The 26,553-nt window shown below is 66.9% G+C and carries 27 protein-coding genes and 2 pseudogenes; 11 read left to right on the top strand and 18 right to left on the bottom strand.

The window, feature by feature from the left end; genetic code table 11:
• Positions 1-63: 63 nt before the first annotated feature.
• Genes ACP69S_RS04380 through ACP69S_RS04355 form a run of 6 tightly spaced genes read right to left on the bottom strand, consistent with a single transcriptional unit; the run spans position 64 to position 4,132 of the window.
• Positions 64-387, bottom strand: coding sequence for a phosphoribosyl-ATP diphosphatase (locus ACP69S_RS04380; protein ID WP_425995227.1), 324 nt, complete (start codon positions 385-387; stop codon positions 64-66).
• Entirely contained in the window at positions 384-1,166 is a 783-nt protein-coding gene (hisF, locus tag ACP69S_RS04375; protein WP_425995226.1) for an imidazole glycerol phosphate synthase subunit HisF, read from the bottom strand. The genes ACP69S_RS04380 and hisF overlap by 4 nt, the downstream gene beginning before the upstream one ends.
• Positions 1,166-1,900, bottom strand: a complete 735-nt coding sequence (gene hisA, locus ACP69S_RS04370; RefSeq protein ID WP_425995224.1) for a 1-(5-phosphoribosyl)-5-[(5-phosphoribosylamino)methylideneamino]imidazole-4-carboxamide isomerase — start codon at positions 1,898-1,900, stop codon at positions 1,166-1,168. The genes hisF and hisA overlap by 1 nt, the downstream gene beginning before the upstream one ends.
• Positions 1,888-2,529, bottom strand: coding sequence for an imidazole glycerol phosphate synthase subunit HisH (gene hisH / locus ACP69S_RS04365; RefSeq protein ID WP_425995222.1), 642 nt, complete (start codon positions 2,527-2,529; stop codon positions 1,888-1,890). The genes hisA and hisH overlap by 13 nt, the downstream gene beginning before the upstream one ends.
• Positions 2,530-2,541: 12 nt before the next feature.
• Entirely contained in the window at positions 2,542-3,132 is a 591-nt protein-coding gene (gene hisB / locus ACP69S_RS04360) for an imidazoleglycerol-phosphate dehydratase HisB (protein ID WP_425995220.1), read from the bottom strand.
• A gap of 10 nt (positions 3,133-3,142) precedes the next feature.
• Positions 3,143-4,132 (bottom strand): adenosine kinase, encoded by a 990-nt coding sequence (locus ACP69S_RS04355; protein ID WP_425995218.1) that lies wholly within the window; start codon positions 4,130-4,132, stop codon positions 3,143-3,145.
• 126 nt (positions 4,133-4,258) lie between these two features.
• Here ACP69S_RS04355 and ACP69S_RS04350 point away from each other — a divergent pair, with 126 nt between their 5' ends.
• A complete protein-coding gene (locus ACP69S_RS04350; RefSeq protein WP_425995216.1) occupies positions 4,259-5,125 on the top strand; it encodes an ATP-grasp domain-containing protein in 867 nt (288 codons plus the stop codon).
• Positions 5,126-5,188: 63 nt separating this feature from the next.
• Entirely contained in the window at positions 5,189-5,893 is a 705-nt protein-coding gene (locus ACP69S_RS04345; protein ID WP_425995214.1) for a glutathione S-transferase N-terminal domain-containing protein, read from the top strand.
• A 127-nt stretch (positions 5,894-6,020) separates the two neighbouring features.
• On the opposite strand, the gene nth is transcribed toward ACP69S_RS04345, so the two are convergent.
• Positions 6,021-6,719, bottom strand: a complete 699-nt coding sequence (nth, locus tag ACP69S_RS04340) for an endonuclease III (RefSeq protein WP_425995212.1) — start codon at positions 6,717-6,719, stop codon at positions 6,021-6,023.
• A gap of 105 nt (positions 6,720-6,824) precedes the next feature.
• Between nth and ACP69S_RS04335 the strand changes: the two genes are divergently transcribed.
• Positions 6,825-7,706, top strand: coding sequence for a methylated-DNA--[protein]-cysteine S-methyltransferase (locus ACP69S_RS04335; RefSeq protein ID WP_425995210.1), 882 nt, complete (start codon positions 6,825-6,827; stop codon positions 7,704-7,706).
• Between the two features lie 100 nt (positions 7,707-7,806).
• Here ACP69S_RS04335 and hslU read toward each other — a convergent pair whose 3' ends face one another.
• Together hslU and hslV are read right to left on the bottom strand one after the other, a co-directional pair.
• Positions 7,807-9,102 carry an ATP-dependent protease ATPase subunit HslU gene (gene hslU, locus ACP69S_RS04330; protein WP_425995208.1) on the bottom strand — a complete coding sequence of 432 codons (1,296 nt, stop codon included), beginning with the start codon at positions 9,100-9,102 and terminating at the stop codon, positions 7,807-7,809.
• Positions 9,103-9,701: pseudogene (hslV, locus tag ACP69S_RS04325) on the bottom strand (ATP-dependent protease subunit HslV).
• Positions 9,702-9,706: 5 nt separating this feature from the next.
• Here hslV and ACP69S_RS04320 point away from each other — a divergent pair.
• Together ACP69S_RS04320 and ACP69S_RS04315 are read left to right on the top strand one after the other, a co-directional pair.
• Complete coding sequence (locus ACP69S_RS04320; RefSeq protein WP_425995206.1) at positions 9,707-10,444, top strand: HesA/MoeB/ThiF family protein; 738 nt, start codon at positions 9,707-9,709, stop codon at positions 10,442-10,444.
• A gap of 61 nt (positions 10,445-10,505) precedes the next feature.
• On the top strand, positions 10,506-11,474 hold the full coding sequence (locus tag ACP69S_RS04315; protein ID WP_425995204.1) for an alpha/beta fold hydrolase: 969 nt from the start codon (positions 10,506-10,508) through the stop codon (positions 11,472-11,474).
• 14 nt (positions 11,475-11,488) lie between these two features.
• Here ACP69S_RS04315 and ACP69S_RS04310 read toward each other — a convergent pair whose 3' ends face one another.
• A complete protein-coding gene (locus ACP69S_RS04310; protein WP_425995202.1) occupies positions 11,489-12,475 on the bottom strand; it encodes a 2-hydroxyacid dehydrogenase in 987 nt (328 codons plus the stop codon).
• A 58-nt stretch (positions 12,476-12,533) separates the two neighbouring features.
• Between ACP69S_RS04310 and ACP69S_RS04305 the strand changes: the two genes are divergently transcribed.
• The 4 genes from ACP69S_RS04305 (at position 12,534) to ACP69S_RS04290 (ending at position 15,903) form a co-directional block, all read left to right on the top strand.
• Entirely contained in the window at positions 12,534-13,073 is a 540-nt protein-coding gene (locus ACP69S_RS04305) for an SH3 domain-containing protein (protein WP_425995200.1), read from the top strand.
• Positions 13,074-13,167: 94 nt separating this feature from the next.
• Positions 13,168-13,683, top strand: coding sequence for a 3-hydroxyacyl-[acyl-carrier-protein] dehydratase FabA (gene fabA, locus ACP69S_RS04300; RefSeq protein WP_425995198.1), 516 nt, complete (start codon positions 13,168-13,170; stop codon positions 13,681-13,683).
• 68 nt (positions 13,684-13,751) lie between these two features.
• The gene (fabB, locus tag ACP69S_RS04295; RefSeq protein WP_425995196.1) at positions 13,752-14,969 is read left to right on the top strand and encodes a beta-ketoacyl-ACP synthase I; all 1,218 of its coding nucleotides are present in this window, start codon (positions 13,752-13,754) and stop codon (positions 14,967-14,969) included.
• Positions 14,970-15,087: 118 nt separating this feature from the next.
• Positions 15,088-15,903 (top strand): enoyl-ACP reductase FabI, encoded by an 816-nt coding sequence (locus ACP69S_RS04290; RefSeq protein WP_425995194.1) that lies wholly within the window; start codon positions 15,088-15,090, stop codon positions 15,901-15,903.
• A 20-nt stretch (positions 15,904-15,923) separates the two neighbouring features.
• Here the strand turns inward: ACP69S_RS04290 and ACP69S_RS04285 are convergent, their stop codons facing one another.
• The 4 genes and pseudogenes from ACP69S_RS04285 to ACP69S_RS04270 form a co-directional block, all read right to left on the bottom strand.
• Positions 15,924-16,532 (bottom strand): TetR/AcrR family transcriptional regulator, encoded by a 609-nt coding sequence (locus ACP69S_RS04285; RefSeq protein ID WP_425995192.1) that lies wholly within the window; start codon positions 16,530-16,532, stop codon positions 15,924-15,926.
• Complete coding sequence (locus tag ACP69S_RS04280) at positions 16,532-18,124, bottom strand: DHA2 family efflux MFS transporter permease subunit (protein WP_425995190.1); 1,593 nt, start codon at positions 18,122-18,124, stop codon at positions 16,532-16,534. Before ACP69S_RS04280 ends, ACP69S_RS04285 begins: the two co-directional genes overlap by 1 nt.
• 9 nt (positions 18,125-18,133) lie before the next feature.
• On the bottom strand, positions 18,134-19,243 hold the full coding sequence (locus ACP69S_RS04275) for an HlyD family secretion protein (protein WP_425995188.1): 1,110 nt from the start codon (positions 19,241-19,243) through the stop codon (positions 18,134-18,136).
• A gap of 123 nt (positions 19,244-19,366) precedes the next feature.
• Positions 19,367-21,182 (bottom strand): annotated as a pseudogene (locus ACP69S_RS04270) (methyl-accepting chemotaxis protein).
• A gap of 449 nt (positions 21,183-21,631) precedes the next feature.
• On the opposite strand from ACP69S_RS04270, the gene ACP69S_RS04265 reads away from it, so the two are divergent.
• Positions 21,632-21,760: a hypothetical protein gene (locus ACP69S_RS04265; RefSeq protein WP_425995489.1), complete on the top strand. Its 129-nt coding sequence runs from the start codon at positions 21,632-21,634 to the stop codon at positions 21,758-21,760.
• Positions 21,761-21,764: 4 nt separating this feature from the next.
• Here the strand turns inward: ACP69S_RS04265 and dut are convergent, their stop codons facing one another.
• Entirely contained in the window at positions 21,765-22,226 is a 462-nt protein-coding gene (dut, locus tag ACP69S_RS04260; RefSeq protein ID WP_425995186.1) for a dUTP diphosphatase, read from the bottom strand.
• A gap of 89 nt (positions 22,227-22,315) precedes the next feature.
• Positions 22,316-23,512 carry a bifunctional phosphopantothenoylcysteine decarboxylase/phosphopantothenate--cysteine ligase CoaBC gene (coaBC, locus tag ACP69S_RS04255; protein WP_425995184.1) on the bottom strand — a complete coding sequence of 399 codons (1,197 nt, stop codon included), beginning with the start codon at positions 23,510-23,512 and terminating at the stop codon, positions 22,316-22,318.
• A 146-nt stretch (positions 23,513-23,658) separates the two neighbouring features.
• Here coaBC and ACP69S_RS04250 point away from each other — a divergent pair, with 146 nt between their 5' ends.
• Positions 23,659-24,213, top strand: coding sequence for a hypothetical protein (locus tag ACP69S_RS04250; RefSeq protein WP_425995182.1), 555 nt, complete (start codon positions 23,659-23,661; stop codon positions 24,211-24,213).
• Between the two features lie 9 nt (positions 24,214-24,222).
• Here the strand turns inward: ACP69S_RS04250 and ubiB are convergent, their stop codons facing one another.
• The gene (gene ubiB / locus ACP69S_RS04245) at positions 24,223-25,728 is read right to left on the bottom strand and encodes a 2-polyprenylphenol 6-hydroxylase (RefSeq protein ID WP_425995180.1); all 1,506 of its coding nucleotides are present in this window, start codon (positions 25,726-25,728) and stop codon (positions 24,223-24,225) included.
• Between the two features lie 3 nt (positions 25,729-25,731).
• On the bottom strand, positions 25,732-26,490 hold the full coding sequence (locus tag ACP69S_RS04240) for a class I SAM-dependent methyltransferase (RefSeq protein WP_425995178.1): 759 nt from the start codon (positions 26,488-26,490) through the stop codon (positions 25,732-25,734).
• Between the last annotated feature and the right edge of the window lie 63 nt (positions 26,491-26,553).

The raw sequence follows: 26,553 nt of genomic DNA, 5'->3' as shown, positions 1-26,553 counted from the left end.
GCCGGGACCGCCGGGTGTGCCGTGGTCCCGGGTTTTCGCTGCGCTACGCCCGGGATGACAGCGTCATTGAGGCCGCGAAGCCTTCTCGGCGATGCCGGAGGCGCCCTCGCGCGCCGCCAGCTTTTCGGCTACCGCGTCGAGCGAGACGCCCGAGGCCGCGAGCAGCACCAGCCAGTGATATAGCAGGTCGGCGCTCTCGCTCGCGAGCGCATCAGGCCCCTGAGCCACTGCGGCGATCACGGTCTCGACGGCTTCCTCGCCCAGCTTCTTGGCGGCCAGTGAGGGATCGGCGAGCAGCTTGGCGGTGTAGGAGGCGGCCGGATCGCCGCCCCTGCGGCTCTCGATGGTGGCGGCCAGGCGCTCGAGGGTTTCGAACAATCGGCTCATGCCGCGCCTCGCACGTCGTCCAGGCGCACGGCGATGCCCGCGTCGGCCATGGCCCGCTTGGCCTCGCCGATACTGATTTCGCCGAAGTGGAAGATTGAGGCGGCCAGCACGGCGGCGGCGTGGCCGTCGCGGGCGGCTTCGACCAGGTGTTCGGTCCTGCCGGCCCCGCCCGAGGCGATCACGGGCACGGAGACCGCGCCGGTTACGGCCTTCAGCAGGGGAATATCGTAACCGATCTTGGCGCCGTCACGGTCCATCGAGGTTAGCAGGATCTCGCCCGCCCCGCGCTCGACCACCTTGGCGGCCCAGTCGACGACGTCGAGGCCAGTGTCCTTGCGACCGCCATAGGTCCAGACGTTCCAGCCAGAACCGTCCTCGCGCAGCTTGGCGTCGATGGCCACGACGATGCACTGCGCGCCGAAGGCGTCGGCCCCGGCGGCGATCAGGTCGGGATTTTCGACGGCGGCGGTGTTGGTCGAGACCTTGTCGGCGCCGGCCAGCAGCAGGCGGCGCATATCGGCCACCTCTCGCACGCCGCCACCGACCGAGACCGGCATGAAACAGACCTCGGCGGTGCGGGAAATCACGTCCAGGATCAGGCCGCGACCTTCGCTGGAGGCGGTGATGTCCAGGAACATCAGCTCGTCGGCCCCGGCCGCGTCATAGGCGCGGGCCTGTTCGACCGGATCGCCAGCGTCGCGCAGGGCCACGAAATTGACGCCCTTGACCACCCGCCCGTCCTTCACGTCGAGGCAGGGAATGATCCGGGTCTTCAGCATCAGGCCGCCGCCACCACGAGAGCTTCGGCCGGCTTGATCGTGCCGGCATAGAGCGATCTGCCCAGGATGGCGCCCGCGATCTTGACACCCGGGCGGGCCTTCAGCCGCTCGATATCGGCCACGGCGGCGACGCCGCCCGAGGCGATGACCGGGATCGAGACGGCGTCGGCCAGTTCGCCCACGCCCTCGACGTTGACGCCGGTCAGGGCGCCGTCGCGGCTGATGTCGGTGATGATCAGGGCGGCCACACCGGCGTCCTCGAAGCGGCGCGACAGGTCGATGGCGCTCAGCTCCGACAGACCGGTCCAGCCGTCGACCGCCACCTTGCCGTCGCGCACATCGACGGCGACGGCGATCTGTTCAGGCCACAGGCGGGCGGCCTTTTTGACCAGTTCGGGGTCGTGCACGGCGACGGTGCCCAGGATCACGCGGCTGACGCCGGCCTCGATCCAGGACTCGATGCCTTCCAGGGTGCGGATGCCGCCGCCCAGCTGCACGGGGATCGAGATCGACTCCAGGATCGATTGCACGGCGGTCGTATTGACCGACTTGCCCTCGATGGCGCCGTTCAGGTCGACGACGTGCAGCCAGGAGAAGCCGTCCTTGACGAAGCGTTCGGCCTGATTGACGGGCGAAGTGTTGAAGACCGTGGCCTTCTCCATGTCGCCGTGCAGCAGGCGCACGCACTGGCCGTCCTTCAGGTCGATGGCGGGATAGAGGATCATGGGCGCCATTCCAGGAAGTTGGCGAGCAGGGATAGCCCTGCGGCTTGTGATTTCTCGGGGTGGAACTGTACCCCTGCGACATTGTCCTTGACCACCGCCGCCGTGAACGGGCCGCCGTGGTCAGTCGTCGCCAGGACGTCGGCCGGATCGGTCGGCGTCAGGGCGAAGGAGTTGGCGTAGTACATGTGAGCGCCGTTTTCGACGCCCGAAAACAGGGGGTGCTCGCGCGTCAGCTTGATCGCGTTCCAGCCCATGTGCGGAATCGTGAGGCTGCAGTCGCTGGGCGCCAGTTTCCTGACCTCCCCGGCGATCCAGTCCAGGCCCGGCGTGACGCCGAACTCGAGCCCCTGGGTGGCCAGCAGTTGATGGCCGACGCAGATGCCCAGGAACGGCGCGCCCTTGGCGTGCACGGCCTCGTTCATCGCGTCATAGACGGCCGAGGCGTCGAGGCCGGCGCGGCACGAGGCAAACGCCCCGACGCCGGGCAACACCACCCGGTCGGCTTTGGCCACGATGGCGGGATCCGCCGTGACAACAATGTCAGCGGCGATCCCCCGGCGACGGGCCGCCTCACGCAGGGCCTTTTCGGCCGAACGCAGGTTGCCCGACCCGTAATCGATCAGGGCGACGGTCTGCATGAAATCAGTGTCCTACAGAACGCCCTTGGTGGAGGGGGCCAGACCGCCGGTCTTGGGATCGATCTCGACCGCCTGACGCAGCGCCCGGGCCAGGGCCTTGAACCCGCTCTCGGCGACGTGGTGAGTGTTGTCCCCGTACAGGGTTTCCAGATGGACGCAGGCCCCGACGTTCATGGCGAACGCGTGGTGGAACTCCTTGAAGAGCTCAGTGTCCATCTCGCCGACCTTGGGTCGCTTGAAGTCGACCTTCCAGATCAGATAGGGCCGGTTGGACAGATCGATGGCGCAGCGTGTCAGGGCTTCGTCCATCGGGATATAGGCGTGGCCAAAGCGCCGGATGCCCTTGAAGCCGTCCAGCGCCTTGTTGATCGCCAGGCCGAGTACAATGCCGGTGTCTTCCACCGTGTGGTGCATGTCGATGTGCAGGTCGCCCTTGGTCTCGACCTTCAGGTCGAAGCCGCCGTGGCGGGCGAAGCTCTCCAGCATATGGTCGTAGAAACCAATGCCGGTGGAGATCGTCGAGGCGCCGGTCCCGTCGAGATCGATCCAGACCCGGATCTGGGTCTCTTTGGTCTCGCGGACCACTTCAGCGGTGCGGGCCATGCCGTATCCTTCAGAGTCCGTTTTGGGCCGCGAGATCCCGCAGATTGACCTGCGGACGCGGACCGTAGTGGGCGATCACCTCGGCGGCGGCCAGGGAGCCCAACTGGCCGCAGACCGGCAGAGGGCGGCCCTGGGAGAGGCCATAGAGGAAACCAGCGGCGTATTGGTCGCCCGCGCCCGTCGTGTCCACGACTTTTTCCACGGGGCAGGCCGAGATTTCGTGAACCTGACCGCCAGCGACCACCACCGAGCCGTGCTCGCTGCGGGTGATGGCGGCGATGGCGACGCGCTCCGATAGAGCCTTCACGGCCGCGTCGAAATCGTCGGTCTCGAACATGGCGCAGACTTCGGAGGCATTGGCGAAGACGATGTCGCACTGCGTCTCGACGAAGCCCAGCAGGGCGGCGCGATGGCGTTCGACCACGAAGCTGTCGGAAAGGGTGATAGCGATCTGGCGACCGGCGCCGTGGGCCAAGGCGGCGGCCTTGGCGAAGGCGCGGCGGGCTTCGGGCGGATCGAACAGATAGCCTTCCAGATAGGAATATTTGGCGGCTTCGATGATCGCGGGGTCAACGTCGGCGCTGGTCAGCTCCACGCAGGCGCCCAGATAGGTGCTCATGGTGCGCTGGGCGTCAGGGGTGACATTGATCAGGCTCTGGGCCGTGGCCGGGCCTTCGGCCAGCGAGGGCGTGGTGAAGACGCAGCCGATGGCCTTCATGTCGTGGCGGAAGACAGCGCCAAGCTGATCGTCAGTCACCTTGCCGATGAAGGCGCCCTTGCCGCCGAAGCTGGCGACGCCGGCCACGGTGTTGGCGGCGCTGCCGCCCGAGGTCTCGATAGCCGCGGCCATCACGTCGTACAGGCTCGAAGCACGCGCCGGATCGATCAGGGCCATCGAGCCCTTCACCAGGCCCTCGCGCTCGAGGAAGGCGTCGTCGCACTGGGCGATGACGTCGACGATGGCGTTGCCGATGGCGGCGACGTCGTAGAGAGCGGTCATGGAGATCGGCAAGCCTTTGAAAGAGCAGGGCGCTGAAAGCGTCTAAGGGGCGGCAAATAAAGGAAGCGTGCGGTCAAGGCAACGCGAGGCTTGCTCGCTGAACCGCGACATTCTAACCGCAAGGGTATGACTTCGACGACCGCTGATATCCTGATCCTTGCGCCGTCCTCGGAAGGCGCGGCCTATGCCGCCGCCGCCGTGCGGCTATTCGAGCGCCTGGCCGCGCCGCTGCGCGCCCACGGGCTGACCGTGGCAAGCCAGCCCTGGACCGATCCGGTCGACCCGGAGGCCGCCCGGCTGGTGCTGCCGTTGCTGGCCTGGGGTTATCACCTGCGCCAGGCCGATTGGTTCGCCCGGCTGGACGCCATGGAAGCGGCCGGCGTTCCTGTGATCAATCCCGTCCCCACCCTGCGCTGGAACACCACCAAGACCTATCTGATCGAGCTAGAGGGTCGCGGCGCCCCGGTCGTGCCGACCCACGCCCATGATCGCCTGACGCCCGAGGCCCTGGCCGCCGCCTTCGACGCGTTCGGCGTCGACGAGGTGGTGGTCAAGCCGCAGATCTCTGGCGGCTCTCAGGATACCGTGCGCGTCAGGCGTCATGGCGCGCTGGAAGGCGGTCCGCCCGGCGCGGCCCTGATCCAGCCCTTTCTGCCGGCCGTGGGAGAAGAGGGCGAGCTGTCGCTGTTCTATTTCGACGGCGTCTTCAGCCATGCCGTCACCAAGGTGGCGGCCAGCGGGGATTTCCGGGTGCAGCCGCAGTTCGGCGGCCAGATCTCCGGCGTCGCGCCCGAGCCCGAGGCCCTGCGCGCGGCGCAGATGGTGCTGGAGGCGGCCGACTTGCCCCTGACCTATGCGCGCATCGACCTGATCCGGGGGCTGGAACACACGCCGCAGCTGATGGAACTGGAGGTCATCGAGCCCGACCTCTTCCTAGAGCACGCCCACGATGGCGGCGCGGCATTCGCGGCGGCGGTGATGGCCAGACTCTGAGCGGGGAGGTTCTGGCGGATCGCGCAAGCGGCCCCATCTAGGTCGTAACCGCAGGAGTTGCTGATGTCCGACCTTTCCGACTTCCCGATCACGACCCGCTGTCCCGCCAGGCATCCTGACCGCCTGCAGCTCTATTCGTTCCCCACGCCCAACGGCGTGAAGGTGTCGATTATGCTGGAAGAGATCGGCCTGCCGTACGAGCCCCACACGATCAATATCGGCGCAAACGAGACCTGGGGTCCGGAGTTCCTGTCGTTGAATCCCAACGGCAAGATTCCGGCGGTCCTCGATCCCGACGGGCCGGGCGGCAAGCCGCTGGCGCTGTGGGAATCCGGGGCGATCCTGATCTATCTGGCCGAGAAGTCCGGCAAGCTGCTGCCGACCGACCCCGTCGCCCGCATCGAGACCATCCAGTGGGTGTTCTTCCAGATAGCCGCCGTCGGCCCGATGTTTGGCCAGCTGGGCTTTTTCCACAAGTTCGCCGGCCGCGAATATGAGGACAAGCGCCCCCGCGACCGCTACGTCGCCGAGAGCAAGCGCCTGCTGGGTGTGCTGGAAAGCCGCTTGGCCGACCGCCAGTTCATCATGGGCGACGGCTACACCATCGCCGACATCGCCCTGCTGGGCTGGGTGCACAACCTGATCGGCTTCTACGAGGCCGGCGAGCTGGTCGACTATGCCAGCCTCAAGCACGTACCGCCCTGGCTGGACCGCTGCCTGGCGCGGCCGGCCGTGCAGCGCGGTCTGGAGATCCCGGCGCGGCCTTAACGGCGCCAAACCCCGTCATCCCGGGCGAAGCGCAGCAAAGACCCGGGACCGAGGCAAGCTCATGCGTTTCCGGCGGTCCCGGCTCCGCGCGCTGTGCGTTTGGCCGGGATGACAAGATTTTTCGGCTTTACGCCCCCAGGAACAGCTCCCGCGAGGGGCATAGATCGCTGATCTTGCAGATCTCGCACCGGGGCTTCCTCGCCACGCACACATAGCGGCCGTGCAGGATCAGCCAGTGATGCGCCCGGGTCTGATAGGGTCCGGGCACGATCCGCATCAGATCGTCCTCGACGGCGTCTGGCGTCTTGCCGGCCGACAGCTTCAGGCGGTGCGAGACGCGGAAAACATGGGTGTCGACGGCGATGGCCGGCTCGATGTCCAGCTCGTTGAGCACCACGCTGGCGGTCTTGCGACCCACGCCGGGCAGGCTTTCAAGGTCAGCGCGGTTCAGGGGCACCTGGCCGCCGTGGCGGTCCATCAGGATATGGGCCGAGGCGATGACGTTCTTGGCCTTGGTGCGGAAGAGACCGATCGAGGCGATGTATCTGATGAGCCCCGCTTCCCCGAGTTCGAGCATGGCTTCGGGGCTGTTGGCGACCTGAAACAGCGGCCCGGTGGCCTTGTTGACCTGGACGTCGGTGGCCTGGGCCGACAGGGCGACGGCGGTGACCAGCTCATAGGGATTGTTGTAGTTCAGCTCGGTCTTGGGCCGCAGTTCCAGGCTCTCGAAACGGTCGAACAGCACAGCGACCCGCTCGCGCTCGGCCGGCGAGACCCGCTTGGCGGCGGGACGCTTTTTAGGGACGGTTTTCTTGAGCAGGGCCATGGCCGGGAACCATGCCGTGATGCGCCGATCTCGCCAAGGCGAGCCGGGCGATCCCTGAGCAAGAACCGGGCGGACGCGGCGTTTCCACCGGTTTAGTCTCTCCCCATGGCCCTCGATATGCACCCCTCAGAAACCTTCGCCCGATTGGCCGAGCGTTCCGCCGACTATCACCGCATGGCGGTAACCCTCGACTGGTTGGCCGAGCGCTGGCAGGAGCGTCCCTCGCTGGACGAGGCGGCGGAGGCCGTCGGTCTGTCGCCATTCCACTTCCAGCGGATCTTCACCCGCTGGGCGGGGGTCAGCCCCAAGACCTTCGTCTCGGCCATAGCCCATGCCGAGGCGCGGCGGTCGCTGGAAGCCGGCGCCAGCGTGCTGGACGCGGCCTATGACGCCGGCCTTTCAGGCCCCTCGCGCCTGCACGACCTGTTCATCGCCCAGGAAGCCGCCACGCCCGGCGAAGTGCGCCGTCGCGGGGCCGGTATGACCCTGAACTATGGTTGGGCGCCCACGCCGTTCGGCAAGGGCCTGTTCGTCATGGCCGAGCGAGGCCTTGCGGGCCTGGCCTTCTCGGATGGCGACGACGAGGCGGTCTTCGCTGACATGTATCGCCGCTTCCCGGCCGCCGATTGGGTCCGGGACGACGAGGCGGCCGGCGCGACCGCGATCCACGCCTTCGCAGGCGGGCAGGGGCCGTTGCGGGTGGTGCTGATCGGCTCGCCGTTCCACATCCAGGTCTGGAAGGCCCTGCTGCGCATCCCGGTGGGCGCGACCGGCACCTATGGACAGGTCGCGGAGTGGGCGGGCAAACCCCGGGCCTACCAGGCTACCGGGGGGGCCATCGGGGCCAATCCGATCTCGCTTCTGATCCCGTGCCACCGCGCCATCGCCAAGGATGGGCGGTTGACGGGCTATCACTGGGGCTTGGCCCGCAAGGCGGCGATGCTGGGGATGGAGGCGGTGTCAGCAGGCGATAGGTCCTCCCCCTGAAGGGGGAGGCGGCCCGTGGGGCCGGAGGGGGACGTCGGCCACCGGTCATGGCATCCCCTCTCCGTCTGCTTCGCAGACCCCTCGCCCACAAGGAGAGGATCTACAGGATAAACCGGCTCAAATCCGCATTGGCCGCCAAGGCCCCGACCTTGTCGGCGACATAGGCCGCGTCAATGGTCACCGTCTCGCCGCTACGATCCGCCGCCGAGAAGCTGATCTCCTCGACCACCTTCTCCAGGATCGTCTGTAGCCGCCGCGCGCCGATGTTCTCGACCGAGCCGTTCACCGCCACGGCCGCGTCGGCCAGGGCGTCGATGGCGTCGGCGGTGAAGACCACGGTCACGCCCTCGGTCAGCAGCAAAGCCTGGTGCTGCCGTATAAGATTGGCTTCTGGTTCGGTGAGGATGCGGCGCAGGTCATCGCGGGTCAGGCCTTTCAGCTCCACCCGGATCGGCAGGCGGCCCTGAAGCTCTGGCAGCAGATCCGACGGCTTGGCGACATGGAAGGCGCCCGAGGCGATGAACAGGATATGGTCGGTTTTCACCGGGCCATACTTGGTCGACACCGTCGTGCCCTCGATCAGCGGCAGCAGGTCGCGCTGCACCCCTTCGCGGGACACATCCGCGCCGCCGCGCTGCGATGAAGAGGCGACCTTGTCGATCTCGTCGAGGAAGACGATGCCGTGGTTCTCGGTCAGCTCGACAGCCTCCTGGGTCAGGGCTTCCTGGTCCAGCAGCTTGTCGCTTTCCTCGGCGATCAGCGGCGCGTGAGCCGCAGCCACCGTCGTCCGGTGAACCTTGGTGCGACCACCGCCCAGGTTCTTCATCATCTCCGTCAGGTTGAGCATCGAAGCCCCGGGCTGGCCGGGAATCTCGAACATGCCGCCGCCGCCGGTATCGGCCAGCTGCAGCTCGACTTCCTTGTCGTCCAGCTCGCCGGCCCGCAGTTTCTTGCGGAAGCTTTCACGGGCGGCGGTCGAGCCGGGGCCGGTCAGGGCGTCGAGGATGCGCTCCTCGGCGGCGGCCTCGGCCTTGGCGCGGACGCCGGCCCGGCGCTTGTCGCGAACCATGCCCAGGGCGCTTTCCACCAGGTCGCGGACGATCTGATCGACGTCGCGGCCGACATAGCCGACCTCGGTGAATTTGGTGGCTTCCACCTTCAGGAACGGAGCCTGAGCCAGCTTGGCCAGGCGCCGGGCGATCTCGGTCTTGCCGACGCCGGTGGGTCCGATCAGCAGGATGTTCTTGGGCGTCACCTCGTCGCGCAGGTCGGCGGGCACGCGACGGCGGCGCCAGCGATTGCGCAGGGCCACGGCGACAGCCTTCTTGGCATCGGTGTGGCCGACGATGAAGCGGTCGAGCTCGGAGACGATTTCGCGGGGGGAAAACTCGGTCATCTAGAGGCTTTCAACCGTCAGGTTACCATTGGTGTAGACGCAGATCTCCGCAGCTATGGCCATGGCGCGTCTGGCGATTTCTTCGGCCGAAAGATCCTGATCGATCAGGGCCTTGGCGGCTGCGAGGGCGTAGTTGCCGCCCGAGCCGATGGCCGCCACCGAGCCGCCGCCGGCGCTTTCGCCGGGCTCCAGCACGTCGCCCACGCCGGTGACGGTGTAGATGGCGGTGGCGTCGGCCACGAGCAGCATGGCCTCCAGCCGGCGCAGATAGCGATCGGTGCGCCAGTCCTTGGCGAGGTCCACGCAGGCGCGGGCCAGCTGGTCGGGATATTGTTCCAGCTTGGCTTCCAGCCGCTCGATCAGGGTGAAGGCGTCGGCCGTGGCCCCGGCGAAACCGGCCACCACCTTGCCGCTGGCCAGGCGCCGGACCTTGCGGGCATTGCCCTTGACGACGGTTGGCCCCATGGAGACCTGGCCGTCTCCGGCGATCACGGTCTGTCCGTTCTTGCGCACCGCCAGAATGGTTGTGCCATGCCAGTCCGGGAAGGAATTGCTGTTTTGCATGTCTCGCATGTGGCGAGGCTGGCTGCGGAGATCAAGCGCGATGAGCTTTTCGGATGGCGAGGTCGAACGCTATGCCCGCCATCTGGTGCTGCGCGAGGTCGGCGGATCGGGCCAGCAGAAACTGAAGACGGCCCGGGTCCTGCTGGTCGGGGCGGGCGGGCTGGGCGCGCCGGCCGCGCTGTACCTGGCCGCCGCAGGGATCGGAACCCTGGGTCTGGCCGATCCAGATATGGTTTCCCTCTCGAACCTGCAGCGTCAGGTACTCTACCAAACCGCCGACCTTGGCCGGCTCAAGGTCGAGGTCGCCGCCGAGCGTCTGATCGCCATCAATCCGCATGTTGCTGTTGAAACCCATCCGGTATGGCTGGACGCGGACAATGCTCGCGACCTCGTCTCACGGTATGACCTGGTGCTGGACGGCACCGACGATTTCGCCACCCGCTTCGCCGCGAGCGACGCCTGCCTCGCCGAGGGCAAGACTCTGGTCAGCGGCGCTCTGGGCCGCTGGACGGGTCAGGTCGGGGTATTTCAGGGCGCGCCCTGTTATCGCTGCCTGGTCCCGGAAGTACCGCCGGACGCCGAAACCTGCGCCCTGGTCGGGGTCGTCGGCGCTCTGGCCGGCGTGATCGGGTCGATGATGGCGCTTGAAGCGATCAAGCTGATTGCCGGCGCTGGCGACTCGCTGACCGGCCGTTTGCTGATCTACGACGCCCTGGCGGCCGAAACCCGCACGGTGCGGATCGGGGCCGATCCGGCGTGTCCAGTTTGCAAAGCTTGACTGCGGGTCAAGGCGGGTCCTCTCTGATCCCATAAAAACAAGACTTTGGGGGAGTGGGCGCTTGAAGACGCTGTTTGGCGGTCTGTTGACCGCCGTGGTCCTGATCGTTGTGCTGGCGGCCTTCGGCTGGCTGGCCCTGCAACGCAAGGACATCCCCTACGACAGCCTGGAAGCCAAGTACGACAGTCCGACCTCGCGCTACATGGAGCTCCCTGGCGGCGTCCGCGCTCATTATCGCGACGAGGGTCGACGCGAGGGCCCGACCCTGGTGCTGGTGCACGGCTATTCGGCCTCGTTGCATGCCTGGGAGCCGTGGGTCCGCTCGCTGTCCAGCGACTATCGCATCATCAGCCTGGATCTGCCGGGCCACGGCCTGACCCGGGCAGACCAGGGCTTTCCCGCCGGACGCCAGGGCTATGGCGCGGTGATCGACGAATTGACCCGCAGGCTGGGGGTCGAGCGCTTCACCCTGGCCGGTAATTCGATGGGCGGCGGCGTGGCCTGGGAGTACGCCCTCGACCATCCCGAGCGGGTTGAAGGTCTGGTTCTGGTCGATGCGGCAGGCTGGCCGCGGAACGGTGGCGACTCCGCAGTGATCTTCAAGGTCCTGCGCCAGCCCTGGGGCCGCGCGCTGCTGAGGAATATCGACACCCGTCCCCTGGTTCGTCAGGGCCTGAGGTCGGCCTATCTGGACCTGAATCTGGTGACACCGGAGCTGGTCGACCGTTATGTCGAGCTGGCCCGTGCGCCTGGTCACCGCGACATCCTGTTAGGCCTGCAGTCGGACCCGCGCCGCGAGGCCACACCCGGCCTGCTATCGAGGATCAGGGCTCCGACGCTCGTGATGTTCGGCCAGAAGGACAAGCTGATCCCCGCCGCCGACGGCGCCCGCTTCGTCAGCGCCATTCCGGGCTCGACCCTGATCGTCTATCCCGATGTCGGTCACGTGCCGATGGAACAGATCCCCGACCGCTCAGCCTCGGACCTGAAGGCGTGGCTGAAGGCGAAGGTCTATCCGGTGGCGCCTTGAGCGCTATCTGATCCTTACAGCATCGACGGAATGACGCGGTCCGGGGGCCTGTGGCCGTCCATGAAGGTCTTGACGTTGACGATGACCTTTTCTCCCATGTCGATGCGGCCCTCGACCGTGGCCGAGCCCATGTGGGGCAGCAGCACGACATTGGGCAGCTTCAGGAGCTTGGGATTGATCGCCGGCTCGTGCTCGTAGACGTCCAGGCCCGCGCCGGCCAGGTCGCCGCGCGCCAGCATGTTGGCCAGGGCGCCTTCGTCGATGACCTCGCCGCGGGCGGTGTTGACGACGATGGCGTGCGGCCGCAGCAGTTTGAGTCGGCGGGCGGATAGCAAATGATAGGTTGCCGGGGTGTGCGGGCAGTTGACCGAGATGAAGTCCATCCGGGCCAGCATCTGGTCCAGGCTCTCCCAGTAGGTGCAGCCCAGCTCCTCGGCGATGCGCGGGCTGACGGGCTTACGGTTGTGATAGTGCACCTGCATCCCGAAGGCCTTGGCGCGGCGGGCCACGGCCTGGCCGATGCGGCCCATGCCGATAATGCCCAGGCGCTTGCCCCACAGGCGGCGGCCCAGCATCCAGGTCGGGGACCAGCCGTGGAAGCCGCCGGACTTGACCACCTCGGCGCCTTCGACGACGCGGCGGGACGCGGCCATGATCAGGGTCATGGTCAGGTCGGCGGTGTCCTCGGTGAGGACGCCCGGCGTGTTGGTGACGATGATGCCGCGCGCATTGGCGGTGGCGACGTCGATATTGTCGACCCCGGCCCCGAAATTGGCGATGAGCTTGAGCCGGTCGCCGGATCGCGACAGAAGGCGCGAGTCGATGCGATCGGTGATCGTCGGCACGAGCACATCGGCCCGGCTCATGGCGTCGACCAGTTCATCCGCCGTCAACGCTTTGTCGGTGACGTTGAGTTCGGTGTCGAACAGTTCGCACATCCGCGTCTCCACAGGGTCGGGGAGTTTGCGGGTGACGATGACTTTGAGCTTGCGGGCTGCCATGGGCGGTTTGAAAAGCTCTCTCTGACGGGCGTTTGAAAACCTGTAGCAAAGGGGCCCGATGGGGCCAAGCAACATGCCGCCGAATTGCAAACATCGTTCGTTCGGTATCGCGGCAGCACTGGCTCTGGCGAGCCTTGCTTCCAGCGCGGGCGCCGCGGGGCCGCCGCGTGTGACGCCGTCCGGCCTGGAGGTGCCGCGCTACGTCTCGCTGAAGTACGAGAAGGTCAACGCCCGCAATGGTCCGGACGAGGCCCATCGCATGCTGTGGGTGTATCGCGCCAAGGGTCTGCCGGTGCAGGTGGTGGCCGAAACCCGGGAATGGCGGCGCATCTGCGATCCCGAAGGCGGCCTGGCCTGGGTCCACAAGCGCACGACAGACGGCCGCCGCACGGCCATGCGCATCCAGCCCAAGCCGCTGGCCCTGCTGGCCAACCCCAAGGAGGGCTCCAAGATCAACGCTTGGCTGCGCGGCCGCTCGACCGCCGGTCTCGACAAGTGCGACAAGGGTTGGTGCCGGCTGAAGGCCGAGGGAGCGTCGGGCTGGGTCCGCGAAAGCGAGATCTGGGGCGCGGCTCCCCAGGCCCAGTGCAAGCCCTGACCGCCGAAGGGGGCGACCAGGGACCATCGAGCGATCACAAGCGTTACCGAAAGTAACATTGAGGCGTGACCCGGCGTCGTGCTAGGGCGTGACCATGCAACAGAGCTCCTACACCTTCGACGAACTCCTGGCCTGCGGCCGGGGCGAGATGTTTGGCCCCGGCAACGCGCAGCTGCCGGCGCCGCCGATGCTGATGTTCGACCGCATCGTCCGGATCGAATCCGAAGGCGGCAAGTACGGCAAGGGTTACGTCGAGGCCGAATTCGACATCAATCCCGACCTCTGGTTCTTCGCCTGCCACTTCATCGGCGACCCCGTCATGCCGGGCTGCCTGGGCCTGGACGCCATGTGGCAGCTGGTCGGCTTCTTCCTGGGCTGGTCGGGCGGTTCCGGTCGGGGCCGCGCCCTGGGCGTCGGCGAAGTGAAATTCACCGGTCAGGTCACTCAGGACGTCAAAAAAGTCGTCTACAAGATCGACCTGAAGCGGGTGATCATGCGTAAGCTGGTCATGGGCATCGCTGACGGCGTCTTGGAAGCCGACGGCAAGGTCATCTACGAGACCAAGGACCTGAAGGTCGGTTTGTTCACCGCCGAGCAGATGGCGTCCTGATCCAAGTCGCAGGTCGGCCGTTACAGAGCCGACCCCACTGGATCCGGGGGAGAGAAAGAGGAAAGTTCATGCGTCGCGTCGTCGTCACCGGACTGGGGATTGTCTCGTCCATCGGCAACAACGCCAATGAGGTGCTAGCCTCACTGCGTGAAGCCAGATCCGGCGTGGTCGCCGCGCCGGACTATGCGGAGCTAGGATTCCGCTGCCAGGTGCACGCCACGGTCAAGCTCGACTCGTGGGAAGCCCTGGTCGATCGTCGCGCGGCGCGCTTCCTCGCGCCCGGCACGGCCTATGCCCACATCGCCATGGAACAGGCGATCGCGGACTCCGGCCTTGAAGAGGCTGAGATCTCCAACGAGCGCACCGGCCTGATCGTCGGTTCGGGCGGTCCGTCCACCCGGGTGATCGTCGAGGCTGCCGCCACCACTCGGGAAAAGGGTCCCAAGCGCATCGGTCCGTTCGCGGTGCCCAAGGCCATGAGCTCGGGCCCGTCGGCGGTGCTGTCGACCTGGTTCAAGATCCGCGGGATCAACTATTCGATCAGCTCGGCCTGCGCGACCAGCACCCACTGCATCGGCGCGGGCGCCGAGCAGATCCAGATGGGCAAGCAGGACATCGTCTTCGCCGGCGGCTGCGAGGAGCTGGACTGGAGCCTCTCGAACCTGTTCGACGCCATGGGCGCCATGAGCAGCAACTTCAACGATCGTCCCACCGTGGCCAGCCGCGCCTATGACAAGGACCGCGACGGCTTCGTGATCGCCGGCGGGGCCGGCATCGTGGTGCTGGAAGAATATGAGCACGCCAAGGCGCGTGGAGCCAAGATCTATGGCGAAGTGGTCGGCTACGCCGCCAATTCGGACGGCTTCGACATGGTTGCCCCGTCAGGCGAGGGCGCGGCGCGCTGCATGCGCATCGCCATGGCCGAGGCCGGCGGTCGGACCATCGACTATCTGAACCCGCACGGCACCTCGACGCCGGTCGGCGACAGCAAGGAGATGGGCGCGGTCCGCGAGGTGTTCGGCGACAAGGCCCCGCTGATCTCCTCCACCAAGTCGCTGACCGGTCACAGCCTGGGCGCGGCCGGCGCTCAGGAAGCGATCTATTCGATCCTGATGCTGAACAACGATTTTGCCGCCGAGAGCGCCAATATCGAGACCCTGGATCCGGAGTTCGCAGACCTGCCGATCCTGCGCAAGCGCTCCGACAAGCCCCTGACCACCGTGATGTCCAACAGCTTCGGCTTTGGCGGCACCAACGGCACGCTGATCATCAGCAAGGCCGATTGACCCCGACGCTGGAGGGTTTCAGCGGCGCGCGGACCCTGATAGCTAAATTCCGAAGATGACGTGTGACGGCGGCCCGAGCGGGCCGTCCTTCATATCCCAGAGTACGGAGCGCTAACCCATGGCCGACGATTACGCATTTCCCAAGGGCGAGCTGATGCGGGGCAAGAAGGGTCTCGTCATGGGCGTGGCCAATCACAACTCCATCGCCTGGGGCATCGCTTCGCAGCTGGCCGCTCAGGGCGCCGAGATGATCTTCACCTACCAGGGCGAAGCGCTGGAGCGCCGCGTGCGGCCGCTGGCCGAGAGCATCGGCGTCACCACCCTGGTGCCGGCCGACGTCACCGATGACGCCTCGATGGATGCGGCTTTCAAGGCAATTGAAGAGAAGTTCGGCACGATCGACTTCGTGGTTCACTCGGTGGCCTTCGCCAACAAGGACGAGCTGAAGGGCTCGTTCGTCGACAACACCACCCGCGAGGGTTTCCTGCTGGCCTTGAACATCTCGGCCTTCAGCTTTGTGGACGTCGCCAAGCGCGCCGCCAAGCTGATGCCGAACGGCGGTTCGTTGATCACCATGACCTATCTAGGGTCGGAGCGGACCATCCCGAACTACAACACCATGGGTGTGGCCAAAGCGGCGCTGGAAGCGGCGACGCGCTATATCGCCCGCGATCTGGGCCCCAAGGGCATCCGCTGCAACGCCATTTCGGCCGGCGCCATGCGAACCCTGGCCCTGGCGGGCATCGCCGGCGGACGGGGCATGATCGCCCAGGGCCGGGCTTTCAGCGCCATGAAGGAAGACACCTCGATGGAAGGCGTCGCCGGCGCCGCCCTGTGGCTGGTCTCCGATCTTGGCCGCTCGACCACTGGCGAAGTCGTCCACGTCGACGCCGGCTTCCACATGATGGGCATGCCGGACGAAGTCGAAGCCTAAAAGCCTGAAGGGCCTATGCGCTAAGGCGCGTAGGCCCGCAGGAACCGTTCGGCGGCCTCGCTGGCGTGCCGGTCGAACTGGAGCTGCGTCTTGTCTGCGGGCAGACGCAGCAGGGTCCGCAGCTGGTTGTGGCCCATAACCATGCCCGAGAAGAACTCGGCGGCCTGGTCGAAATTTTCGACCTTCAGGCGACCCAGGCGCGTCTCGGTCTCCAGGAAGGCGGCCAGTTGCCGTCGCGCGTGGCGCGGACCGGCCTCGAACACCTCGTGGGCGACATCGGGCATTTCTCCGGCGCCCTGGATGATCACCCGCATCACCGAATAGCCGTTGGGGCTGGTCACTGTCTCCAGGATCGAGCGCGCATAGGCTTCCAGCGCCTCGCGGGGGTTTTCCTCGGCGCCGGGCAGACGTAGCGGCGCGGTGATCTGGGCCACCCGCCGGGCCATCAGGGCGCGGACCAGCTCAGCCTTCGACCCATAGTGATTATAGACCGTCTGCTTGGAGACCCCGGCCCGGCGGGCGATCTCCTCCATGGGGGCCGACAGGCCGCGCTGGCCGATCACCTCGACGGCGGCGTCAAGAATGGCCTCGGTCTTGGCGACGTCGATCTGTCCGGGAATCCTGGGCATCAGTGGGCGTCCGAAGGGGGCGGGGCGGCGCTGACCACCGGCTTGGCCAGCAGAGAGACGCCGGCGGCGATGAAGCAGCCGATGGCCAGCAGGGTGAAACTGTCGCCAAAGGCCAGAACCGTAGCCTGCTGCTGCATGAAGCCAGAGAAGGCCTTGCGGGCCGCGCCGTCGGGGTCGGACACGCCCAGCTGCGCCATGCGCGCGGCCAGGCCCGCCATCATGCTCTGGGCCTCCACATTGCCGTTCTGCAGCCTGGAGGTCATGTCGCTGTAATAGAGCGCGGTCTGTTGGGTGATGCTGGTGGCCAGCACGGCCAGACCCATGGCGCCGCCCGTATTGCGCGAGAGGTTCACGAGGCCGGAGGCGTTCTTGATCATGTGCGGCGGCAAGCTGCTCATCGTGATCTGCTGCGTCGCGATCATGGCGATCATGACGCCGACCCCACGGCAAGCCTGAACGCCGGCGAATTCCCAGAAACCCCATTCCTTGGTCACGCCGTGGGCCATGTACATGCCCCAACCGGCCAGAAGGAAGCCGATGAACAGCGGCAGGCGCGGATCGACCTTGCGCACCAGCCGCCCGGCGAGGGGGCCGGTGACGAACATCGACAGACCCGAAACGATCATGGTGGTGCCGACCTCGGACGCCGAATAGTGGCGCACCCGGCTCAGGAACTGCGGCAACAGGAAGGTGCCGCCAAACAGGCTGGCGCCCGACATGGCGGTCATGGCCACGCCGATGGAGAAGTTGCGGTTAGCGAAGGCCTTCAGCTCGACGATGGGGTTTCTGTAGGTCAGTTGCCGCCAGACAAAGACCACGCCGGTGACGGCGGCCAGAACCGCCAGGCCCAGGATGAGGTCGTCCTGCAACCAGCTGTTCTTGGCGCCTTCTTCCAACACGAACTGCAGGCTCATCAGGAAGGCGGCCATCACGCCAAGGCCGAGCCAGTCGAAGCCCTTTTTCAGGCTGGGATCCCCCTTGTCGAAATCACCCCAGCGGGCGACGCCGAACAGCACGATCAGGCCCAGCGGGACATTGATGAAGAATAGCCAGCGCCAGCTGAGCCACTCGGTCAGATGGCCGCCCAGGGTTGGGCCGACCGTCGGCGCCAGGGTGACGATCAGGCCCATGATGACGCTGGCGGTGATCCGGCGCTCAGGAGGAAAGGCGGTGAAGGCGACGGCGAACACCGTCGGGATCATTGCGCCGCCGATGAAGCCCTGCAGGGCGCGGGTGATGATCATCATGTCGATCGACGAGGACAGGCCCGTCAACACGCTCATGATCATGAAGCCGGCGCACGAGGCCAGATAGACCTTCTGGGTGCCCCACAGGCGCGAGAGGTATCCCGACAGCGGGATCATCACCACTTCGGGGATCAGATAGGCGGTCTGGATCCAGCTGACCTGATCGGCGCTGGCGCCAACGCCAGCCTGAATCTGCGGCAAGGAGGCTGCGACAATCTGGATGTCGAGAATGGCCATGAACTGGCCGATGACCATGGCGCCGAAGCCGAGGAACAGCTTGGTCCAGTCAGCCTGGCTCATGGCCTGGGCGGGTGCCGCCGGAGCGGCGATTGCGGCGTCGGTCATGGCCGCCGCCTAGCGCGCTGCGCCCTGGCGGGCCACCTGGGTCGGCGCCTGGCCCGCGTCGGCGAAGGACGCGCCCGAGCGGTCGCGCACATCGACCTTGACCTCGACCGACAGGCCCGGCCGCAGGGCGGCGCCCAGCCTGGAGGTGTCGACCACGATCTTCACGGGCAGGCGCTGGGTGATCTTGGTGAAATTCCCGACCGCGTTCTCGACCGGGATCAAGGCGAACTCCTGGCCGGTGGCCGGGGCGAAGCTGTCGACCTTGCCGTGGATGGTTTCCTTGCCGAAGGCGTCGGCCTTGATCTCGACGACCTGACCAACCCGCAGTCGCGAGACCTGGGTCTCCTTGAAATTGGCGACGACATAGCTCTGGCCCAGGGGCACGACCGACATCAGCGAGACGCCGGGTTGGACCAGTTGACCGGGCCGCGCCGAGCGGGCGCCGATCACGCCGGCGACCGGCGCGCGCAGGATGGTGCGGTCGAGATCGAGGCGGGCCTGGGCCACGGCGGCGTGGGCGCCGGCAGCCTGGGCCAGGACCTGGGCCTTGGCCGAGCCCAGCGACTGGGCGGCCCGGCGCTCGGCTTCGAGAGCTGCCTGGGCGCTGGCCACGGCCGCGGCCGACTGCGTGGCGCCGGCCCGGGTGGTCTGGACCTTCTGTTGCGAGACCCAGCCCTGGTGGGCCAGGCTGTCATAGCGTTCGAGATCGGCCCTGGCGCGGCCGGCGTCGGCCTGGGCGGCCGAGACGCCCGCCGCCTTCTGGGCGATCAGGGCTTGTTCTAGCGAGGCCTTGTCATCGACGGCGCGAACGGCGGCGTCCAGAGCCTGGGCGTTGGCGATGGCCTGGTCCAGGCGAGCCTGGAACGTGGCGGGGTCAATTCGCGCCACCACCTGGCCGACCTCGACGCGCTGGTTGTCGGCGACCAGGATCTCGGTGATCGCACCGGAAACCTGCGGGCTGATCTGCACCGTGTCGGCCTGGACGAAGGCGTTGTCAGTGGCTTCGAAACGCTGCTTGTCGATGAACCAGAGCACTCCGCCCACGGTGATCGCCACCGCGGCGACGCCGCCGACGATCATCGGAATGAGTTTCTTCTTTTCCGGCGCAGCCATGACCAACCCTGACTAATCCAACAGTCCGATCAGCCGGATAGAAGGGTCTGGGCGTCTCGGCAAGTGATAAATGGACGCATTAGTCCAAAAATCAACGCCTAGTGGATAAGAGGCTGACGGGTTCGAGGATCAGGCCGCACGGCTGGTCGAACGGACCCCGTTGTCGGGCGCCAGACGGAAGCGACCGACCAGCCGCGACAGTTCGGCCGCCTCGTTGGAGAGGGCGTGGCTGGCGGCGGTTGATTGCTCGACCATGGCGGCGTTCTGCTGGGTGGCCTGGTCCATCTGGTTCACAGCCGTGTTGATCTGGGCCAGGCCCGTGGCCTGCTCCTCGGCCGATGCGGCGATCTCGGCGACAGTGCGATTGATCTCGACGACACCGGCGGTGATGCGGCGCAGGGCCTCGCCCGTCTCGCCGACCAAGCTGACGCCCTGATCGACCTGCTGGGTCGAGGCGCTGATCAGGGCCTTGATGTCTTTGGCCGCTTTGGCCGAGCGCTGGGCCAGGGCCCGGACTTCCTGAGCCACGACCGCGAAACCACGACCGGCTTCACCGGCCCGAGCCGCTTCGACGCCGGCATTGAGGGCCAGAAGGTTGGTCTGGAAGGCGATCTCGTCGATCACCCCGATGATGTTGCCGATTTCGCGCGACGAGCCTTCGATCTGCCCCATGGCGGCGACGGCGCGGGCCACAACCTGACCGCCGGTCTCGGCGTCCTTGCGCGCAGCCTCGACCGAGCGGCGGGCTTCCCCCGCGCCCTCGGCGGCGCGGCGGCGCGGCGGCGCGGCGGACGGTGGCGACGATCTCGTCGAGGGCGGCGGCGGTTTCTTCCAGGCTGGCGGCCTGTTGCTCGGTGCGGCGCGACAGGTCGTCGGCGGCGTGGCTGATCTCGCCCGAGCCGGCGCTGATGCCGCCGACCGCGCCATTGATTACGGCCATGGTCTCGGCCAGCCGGTCCATGGCGGCGTTGAAGTCGCTCTGCAGCTTGCGATAGCTTTCGGGGAACACCTCATCGAGGCGGAAGGTCAGGTCGCCCTTGGCCAGGCATTCCAGGCCTTCGCCCAGGCGGGTGACCACGCCGGACTGCTCGCGCGCCGAGGCGCTGCGGCCGGCCTCGTTGGACTGGCGCTCCTGCTCGACCTGACGGCGCTGGCCCTCTGCTTCGTCGGCCAGGCGCAGTTTTTCGAGGGCGGCCTGCTTGAAGGTCAGGACGGCGGCGGCCATGCCGCCGATCTCGTCCTTGCGTCCGACGGCCGGCACGGCGACTTCGTTGTCGCCGTCGGCCAGGCGGCGCATGGCGGAGGTCATGGCGGTGACGGGCGCGGCGATGCTGGTCGACAGCAGCCAGCCCATCAACACCGCGATGCCCACTGCGACAGCGTCGCCGATCAACAGGGTGATGGTCGCCGAGGCGAAAGCCTTGCTCTGCTCTGCCGAGCGGATCGCCAGCTGGCGGTCTTCATCGGCGGCTATGTCCTTCAGAATCTTGCGGATATTGGTCAGGCGGCCGCCGGTTCCGATCTCGGCGCGGGCCTGTTCGAGGGTGAGCGGATCGCCTGCATTGGCAATCTGCTTGCTGGTCTCCTCGCGAATCACCGCGACAGCGGTGGCCAGCGCGTCGGTGCGGGTCTTTTCGTCGGCGTCCTCGATACCGGCGACCAGCTTCTTGAAGCCCTTGTCATAGTCGGCGCCGTACTTGCCGTACTTCTCGACGAACGAGGGATCCAGGCTGGCGACGAAGCCGCGGGTGGCGTTCTGTTGTTCGACCAGGGCGGCGGTCGTGTCATCCAGGGTGTTGATATAGACGTGGCCGTGATCGTTCAGCCGGGTGATCTTCTGGATCGAGGACAGGCTTCCGCCCACCATGGCGCCGGCCGTGGCGACGGCGGCGACAAGAATGGCGAACGCCAGCAAGAGCTTGTGCACAACCTTGAGGTTAGACATTCTAGAGTCCCGATCCCGATTCCGGGGAACTCTCTGCGCTCGCAAGTTTAACAAAGCGATAGGACAGTTTTCGCGATTAATGTTCGGCGAGGTAATCGGCCCTGAACACGCTTCCCTGTAAAGGGAACTGGCCATATCTGCACTTGCTGCGGCGTTTTGACGCTCAAACTGTACATGCAAGATAGCTACGGCAAGCAAGTCCGTGCTCGGACAAATTTTGATTACTGGCCGCGTCGCCCGCCGGACAACAACGCGGCTCGAATCGGGCGTGTGACATCCGGTCGCAATTTCGTCTTGCGCTAGAATCAATAGAGACTAAAAGCCGTCCCCCAATGCAACCAAGCACGGGGGAGCGCGTATCTCCCGTGCAGTCACAGTTCGCCGCGCTCGCTACGCCCGCGCCAGAGGATGCGCCGATGAACGTCCAACCGCCGCTTGGTCAGTCGCCTTTGGGTCAGTCGCCCCTCGCACAGTCGCCTCTGGGCATGTTCCGTCCCGTCCTGTGGCTCGCCGCCGCAGCTTTCGCCGCTGGCTTCGGCGGTTACATGGTCTTGGGCCTGCGCGCCATCAACAGCTAAGCGACTAGCTCGACACGCCGGTCGAGCCAAACCCGCCGGCGCCCCGGTCGGTGGCCTCAAGGTCGTCGGCCTCGACCAGGATCCATTGGGGCGCGGCCGCAATAATCCCTTGGGCGATGCGGTCGCCCCGGCGGATAGTGAAGTCTTCTTCGCCCAAATTGATCAGCAGCACGCAGACCTGGCCGCGATAGTCGCTGTCGATGGTCCCCGGCGCGTTGGTTACCGTGACGCCGTTCTTGAACGCCAGACCCGAGCGTGGGCGGACCTGCATCTCGTAACCATCGGGGATCGCCACCGAAAAGCCGGTGGGCGCCATGCAGCGCGAGCCCGGCTTGAGTACGATGGGCTCGTCTTCCGGCACATGGGCTCGAAGGTCGAAGCCGGCGGCGCCAGCGGTGGCATAGGTCGGGACCGGCAGGTCGCCATTGCCGTCCCAGCGCTTGAAGCGGATCGTTTGAGCGGTCATGCGGTGCTTCCTGCCATTGCCGTGCTTGAGGGCGGTCTAAAAGTCGAGCGAGCGGCTTTAGCTGATTTGGTCGCTGATGGGCCAGAGGCTCAGGCCAGGGCCTGGACGATCCTTTGGGCGATGGCGCGGGCCACCTCGTCCTTGGGCGCGCGCTCCCAGCGCTCGGTCTGCTCGCGGGTAACCAGCAGCACGGCGTTGTCCTCGCCGCCCATGACGCCGGGCTCAGTCACATCGTTGGCGATGATCCAGTCGCAGCCCTTGCGCGACAGCTTGGCCCGGGCGTGCATCTCGACATCGTTGGTTTCGGCCGCGAAGCCGACCACCAGTTTCGGCCGCATCGGACCCGTGGCCGAGACGGTGGCCAGGATGTCGGGGTTCTCCACGAAGGTCAGGGCCGGCGGTCCGCCCTTTTCCTTCTTCAGCTTGGTTCCAAAGGCCTCGTCCACCCGCCAGTCGGCGACGGCGGCCACGAACACCCCCACATCGGCGGGCAAGGCGGCCTGGCTTGCGGCCAGCATCTGACGCGCGGTCTCGACATCGACGCGCGTCACGCCGGGCGGTGTGGGCAGGAATACCGGGCCGGCGATCAGGGTGACCTCGGCGCCCAGCTCGGCCAGCGCCTGGGCAATGGCGAAGCCCTGCTTGCCGCTGGAGCGGTTTGTGATGCCGCGCACCGGATCGATCGGCTCGAAGGTCGGGCCGGCGGTGACCAGGGCGCGCTTACCGGTCAGCGGCTTGGCGGCGGGACCGTTCAGGGCATCCATGATGGCCGCCAAGATCGCTTCGGGTTTGGCCAGGCGTCCGGGTCCGAACTCGCCGCACGCCATGGCGCCCTCGTCAGGCCCCACGAAGCTGACGCCATCGGCCTTCAGGGTCGCGATATTGCGCTGAGTGGCGGGGTGCAGCCACATCCGCACGTTCATGGCGGGCGCCATCAGCACCGGCTTGTCGGTGGCGAGCAGGGTGGTGGAGGCCAGGTCTCCGGCCAGGCCATTGGCCGCCTTGGCGATCAGGTCGGCCGTCGCCGGGGCCACCACCACGAGGTCGGCAGAGCGCGACAGCTGGATGTGGCCCATCTCGGCCTCGTCGGTCAGGGAGAAGAGGTCGTCATAGACCTTGTCCTCGGCAAGAGAGCCCAGCGAAAGCGGCGTGACGAACTCGGCGCCGGCCTTGGTCAGGATCGGTCGCACGCCGATCCCCGCCTTGCGCAGCAGGCGCGTCAGCTCCAGCGCCTTGTAGGCCGCGATGCCGCCGCCGACGATCAGAAGAACCCGCTTGTCGCTCACGCCGGTCGGTCTCCATCCAGTTCGAGGTCCTTATGACCCATGCGCGGCGATCCGACAAAGGACAAGCTGATGACAGACTCGACTCTCGTTCCGCTTTCGTTCATTAAACGGAAAGGTTGATAAAACGGGGTGACGAGATCATGGGGTTGAGCAAACTTCACGGAGCCGGTGTGGCTCTACTGGCGACTGGCGCGCTATTCCTGGCTGCTTGTGATGGCGGGGCTTCCGCTGTGCCCGCGCCCAAGGCCGGTGAGCGCAGGGCTTCAGCCGAGACGACAGAGGCGCCCACGTCGTCCTCATCGTCCGCGCGTCGAGACGATCCGCGCGACGCGCCGGTTCGTCAGGTCTCGGGCAAGCCGTTCTGGGCGGCCAATCGCACGCGCACCGCCGAGGAAAACGCCGAGCGCGCCTTCGAACGCAATGGCGAGGCCTTCGGGGCCGTCACGGTCGATGACTATGTTGAGGTGGCGCATAAGTTCGTCGGCAATCCGCCCAAGGGCGTGGAAACGCTGAAGCGCGCCAATGGCGACACGCTGATCTACGACCCCAAGGGCAATGTCTTCGCGGTGGTCTCCCGGGAGGGCGCGCCTCGGGCGCTGTTCAAGCCGGATGATGGCGCAGCCTATTGGGATACGCAGAAGACCCGGGAAAGCCGTCGGTCAACAGCGGCGCGGGAGCGGGGGCAGGCCAACAGCGGGTGAGGCCGACGCCTAGCCGAACGCCAGCGCCCCGGCCGCGAAGGCCAGAACCGCCACGGCGGCTCCCGCCGCGAACCACGCCAGCGGACGGGGTTTCGGCGCGACCACCACCGCGACCGTCGCCGGCGGCGCCCCGGCCAGCCGCGCGATAGCCCGCAGCGCCTTCAGGGCCTCGTCGGCGAAATCGCGGACCTTGGCGACGGGGGACAGCTCGCGGGTGATCCAGCGACGGACCACCGGGTCGGCGGCGGCCCAGATGTCGTGAGCCGGGTCGATGCGGCGGGCCACGCCCTCGACCGTGACCATGGTCTTCTGCAGCAGCACCAGTTCTGGCCGCAGGGCCATGTCGAACAGGGCGGTGATCTCGAACAGCTGGGCCAGCAGCCTGCCCATCGAGATGTCGCGTGCATCCAGGCCGAACACCGGCTCGCCGACCGCGCGCAGGGCCTGGGCGAAGGCGTCGACGTCCTGGTGAGCGGGCACATAGCCGGCGTCGAAATGGATCCTGGCCACGCGCGGGTAGTCGCGGTTGAGAAAGCCGTAGAGGATCTCGGCCAGATATTTACGCTCGCCGGGACCCAGGCGTCCGATGATGCCGTAGTCGACGGCGACCACCTTGGCCGGAGCGGCGACGAACAGGTTGCCCTCGTGCAGGTCGGCGTGAAACAGGCCGTGGTCCAGAGCCTGGGCCAGGAAGCCCCGGGTGATGTTCTCGGCCAGCGCCTTGCGGTCCAGGCCCGGCAGGTCCAGCGCCTCGGGGTCCGACAGCGGTTGGCCCTCGGCCCAGGCCAGGGTCAGGACCCGCTTGCCGACGCCCTCCCAAACCACGACCGGGGCGGTCATGAAGGCGTCCTTGGCCATCACTTCACCCAGCTCGGCGCAGCCGGCGGCCTCGAAGCGCAGGTCCATTTCCAGATCCAGTGCCCGGATCACCACCTCGACAAAGTCACGCGGCTTCAGGCGGCGCGCCTCCGGGACCAGACGTTCGGCCAGATCGGCGGCCAGCCGCAGCACGGCGCTGTCTTGGGCGACCTGGCGCTCGATGCCGGGGCGTAGCACCTTCACCGCCACCTTGCGGCCGTCAAGCAACCAGGCGGGATGGGCCTGGGCGAGGGAGGCGGCGGCGACGGGCTCTTCCAGAGCTGAGAACAGGGTCTCGATCGGCCGGCCCAGATTACGCTCGATTTCGTCGCGGGCCTGGCTGAGCGGGAAGGGCGACAGGCGATCCTTCAGGCGCGACAGATCTTCGGCGAACGGCGTGCCGAAGATGTCGGCCCGGGTCGACAGGAACTGACCCATCTTGATCGCGGCGGGGCCGAGGCCCTCAAGGGCGGCTGCCAGTCGCTGGCCGGGGCGGCCCAGCCTGGCGCGGGGACCGGAAAACAGCCGCAGCGTCCGGGCCGCCAGCCGGGCCGAGGGTGGCAGGATCGGATCCAGCTCGCGTGGGACCAGGGCGTCGGCTCGGATCAAAACCCAGCCTGCGCCGACCAGGCGCCAGAACGCAGACATCTGTCCCATGGACTAGACGGCCCAGCCCTGGTGCATCGCCGCGACGCCGCCGGTGAAGTTGGTGATGGTCACCCGCTTGAAGCCGGCGGTCTCCATCATGGTCGCGAAGGTGCGCTGGTCGGGGAAGCGGCGGATGCTCTCGACCAGATACTGATAGGCCTCGCGATCCTTAGCCACCCACTCGCCGACCTGGGGGATGACCTTGAAGCTGTAGGCGTCATAGGCTTTCGCAAGCGCCTCGGTGACGGGGCGTGAAAACTCCAGGCAGAGAAAACGGCCGCCGGGCTTCAAGACACGCCGCGCCTCGCGCAGGGCCGCGTCGATGTCGGTGACATTGCGAATGCCGAACGAGATCACATAGGCGTCGGCATAGGCGTCCGGCAGCGGCAGGGCTTGCGCGTCGCCGACCGTCCAGGTGATCTCCGGCTCGCCGCCCTTCTCGATGCCGGCGGCGATCATCTCGGCATTGTAGTCGATGATATTGACCACGGCGTCGGGGCCGCCCCGGCGCTCCTGCGCGCGGCGCGCCATCTTGGCGAAGCGACGGGCCATGTCGCCCGTACCGCCGGCGCAGTCGATTATGATCTCGCCCGGCTGCGGGTTCAGGCGCGCGGCCACGGCGTCCTTCCACAGCCGGTGGACGCCCCCGCTCATCAGGTCGTTCATCAGGTCGTAGTTCTTGGCGACGCGGTCGAAGACCCCGCGCACCAGGCCGGCCTTCACCGAGGGATCGACGTCCTTGAAACCGAATGTGGCGGCGGGCTTGCTCATGACGTCTTTCGACCAGGCTCTCTATATGCTGGATCGCTCTTAGACCGCTGACTGCGTCGCGTC

Origin of the sequence: Caulobacter sp. DWR1-3-2b1 (assembly GCF_049895765.1) — a bacterium.
Lineage (GTDB): Bacteria > Pseudomonadota > Alphaproteobacteria > Caulobacterales > Caulobacteraceae > Caulobacter.
This window is presented reverse-complemented; position numbering and strand designations above follow the sequence as displayed.

What these genes read in the sequence shown, in the direction of transcription:
- ACP69S_RS04380 (WP_425995227.1), bottom strand. Translation starts at nt 387, where the DNA reads ATGAGCCGATTGTTCGAAACCCTCGAGCGCCTGGCCGCCACCATCGAG.
- hisF (WP_425995226.1), bottom strand. Translation starts at nt 1,166, where the DNA reads ATGCTGAAGACCCGGATCATTCCCTGCCTCGACGTGAAGGACGGGCGG.
- hisA (WP_425995224.1), bottom strand. Translation starts at nt 1,900, where the DNA reads ATGGCGCCCATGATCCTCTATCCCGCCATCGACCTGAAGGACGGCCAG.
- hisH (WP_425995222.1), bottom strand. Translation starts at nt 2,529, where the DNA reads ATGCAGACCGTCGCCCTGATCGATTACGGGTCGGGCAACCTGCGTTCG.
- hisB (WP_425995220.1), bottom strand. Translation starts at nt 3,132, where the DNA reads ATGGCCCGCACCGCTGAAGTGGTCCGCGAGACCAAAGAGACCCAGATC.
- ACP69S_RS04355 (WP_425995218.1), bottom strand. Translation starts at nt 4,132, where the DNA reads ATGACCGCTCTCTACGACGTCGCCGCCATCGGCAACGCCATCGTCGAC.
- ACP69S_RS04350 (WP_425995216.1), top strand. Translation starts at nt 4,259, where the DNA reads ATGACTTCGACGACCGCTGATATCCTGATCCTTGCGCCGTCCTCGGAA.
- ACP69S_RS04345 (WP_425995214.1), top strand. Translation starts at nt 5,189, where the DNA reads ATGTCCGACCTTTCCGACTTCCCGATCACGACCCGCTGTCCCGCCAGG.
- nth (WP_425995212.1), bottom strand. Translation starts at nt 6,719, where the DNA reads ATGGCCCTGCTCAAGAAAACCGTCCCTAAAAAGCGTCCCGCCGCCAAG.
- ACP69S_RS04335 (WP_425995210.1), top strand. Translation starts at nt 6,825, where the DNA reads ATGGCCCTCGATATGCACCCCTCAGAAACCTTCGCCCGATTGGCCGAG.
- hslU (WP_425995208.1), bottom strand. Translation starts at nt 9,102, where the DNA reads ATGACCGAGTTTTCCCCCCGCGAAATCGTCTCCGAGCTCGACCGCTTC.
- ACP69S_RS04320 (WP_425995206.1), top strand. Translation starts at nt 9,707, where the DNA reads ATGAGCTTTTCGGATGGCGAGGTCGAACGCTATGCCCGCCATCTGGTG.
- ACP69S_RS04310 (WP_425995202.1), bottom strand. Translation starts at nt 12,475, where the DNA reads ATGGCAGCCCGCAAGCTCAAAGTCATCGTCACCCGCAAACTCCCCGAC.
- ACP69S_RS04305 (WP_425995200.1), top strand. Translation starts at nt 12,534, where the DNA reads ATGGGGCCAAGCAACATGCCGCCGAATTGCAAACATCGTTCGTTCGGT.
- fabA (WP_425995198.1), top strand. Translation starts at nt 13,168, where the DNA reads ATGCAACAGAGCTCCTACACCTTCGACGAACTCCTGGCCTGCGGCCGG.
- fabB (WP_425995196.1), top strand. Translation starts at nt 13,752, where the DNA reads ATGCGTCGCGTCGTCGTCACCGGACTGGGGATTGTCTCGTCCATCGGC.
- ACP69S_RS04290 (WP_425995194.1), top strand. Translation starts at nt 15,088, where the DNA reads ATGGCCGACGATTACGCATTTCCCAAGGGCGAGCTGATGCGGGGCAAG.
- ACP69S_RS04285 (WP_425995192.1), bottom strand. Translation starts at nt 16,532, where the DNA reads ATGCCCAGGATTCCCGGACAGATCGACGTCGCCAAGACCGAGGCCATT.
- ACP69S_RS04280 (WP_425995190.1), bottom strand. Translation starts at nt 18,124, where the DNA reads ATGACCGACGCCGCAATCGCCGCTCCGGCGGCACCCGCCCAGGCCATG.
- dut (WP_425995186.1), bottom strand. Translation starts at nt 22,226, where the DNA reads ATGACCGCTCAAACGATCCGCTTCAAGCGCTGGGACGGCAATGGCGAC.
- ubiB (WP_425995180.1), bottom strand. Translation starts at nt 25,728, where the DNA reads ATGGGACAGATGTCTGCGTTCTGGCGCCTGGTCGGCGCAGGCTGGGTT.
- ACP69S_RS04240 (WP_425995178.1), bottom strand. Translation starts at nt 26,490, where the DNA reads ATGAGCAAGCCCGCCGCCACATTCGGTTTCAAGGACGTCGATCCCTCG.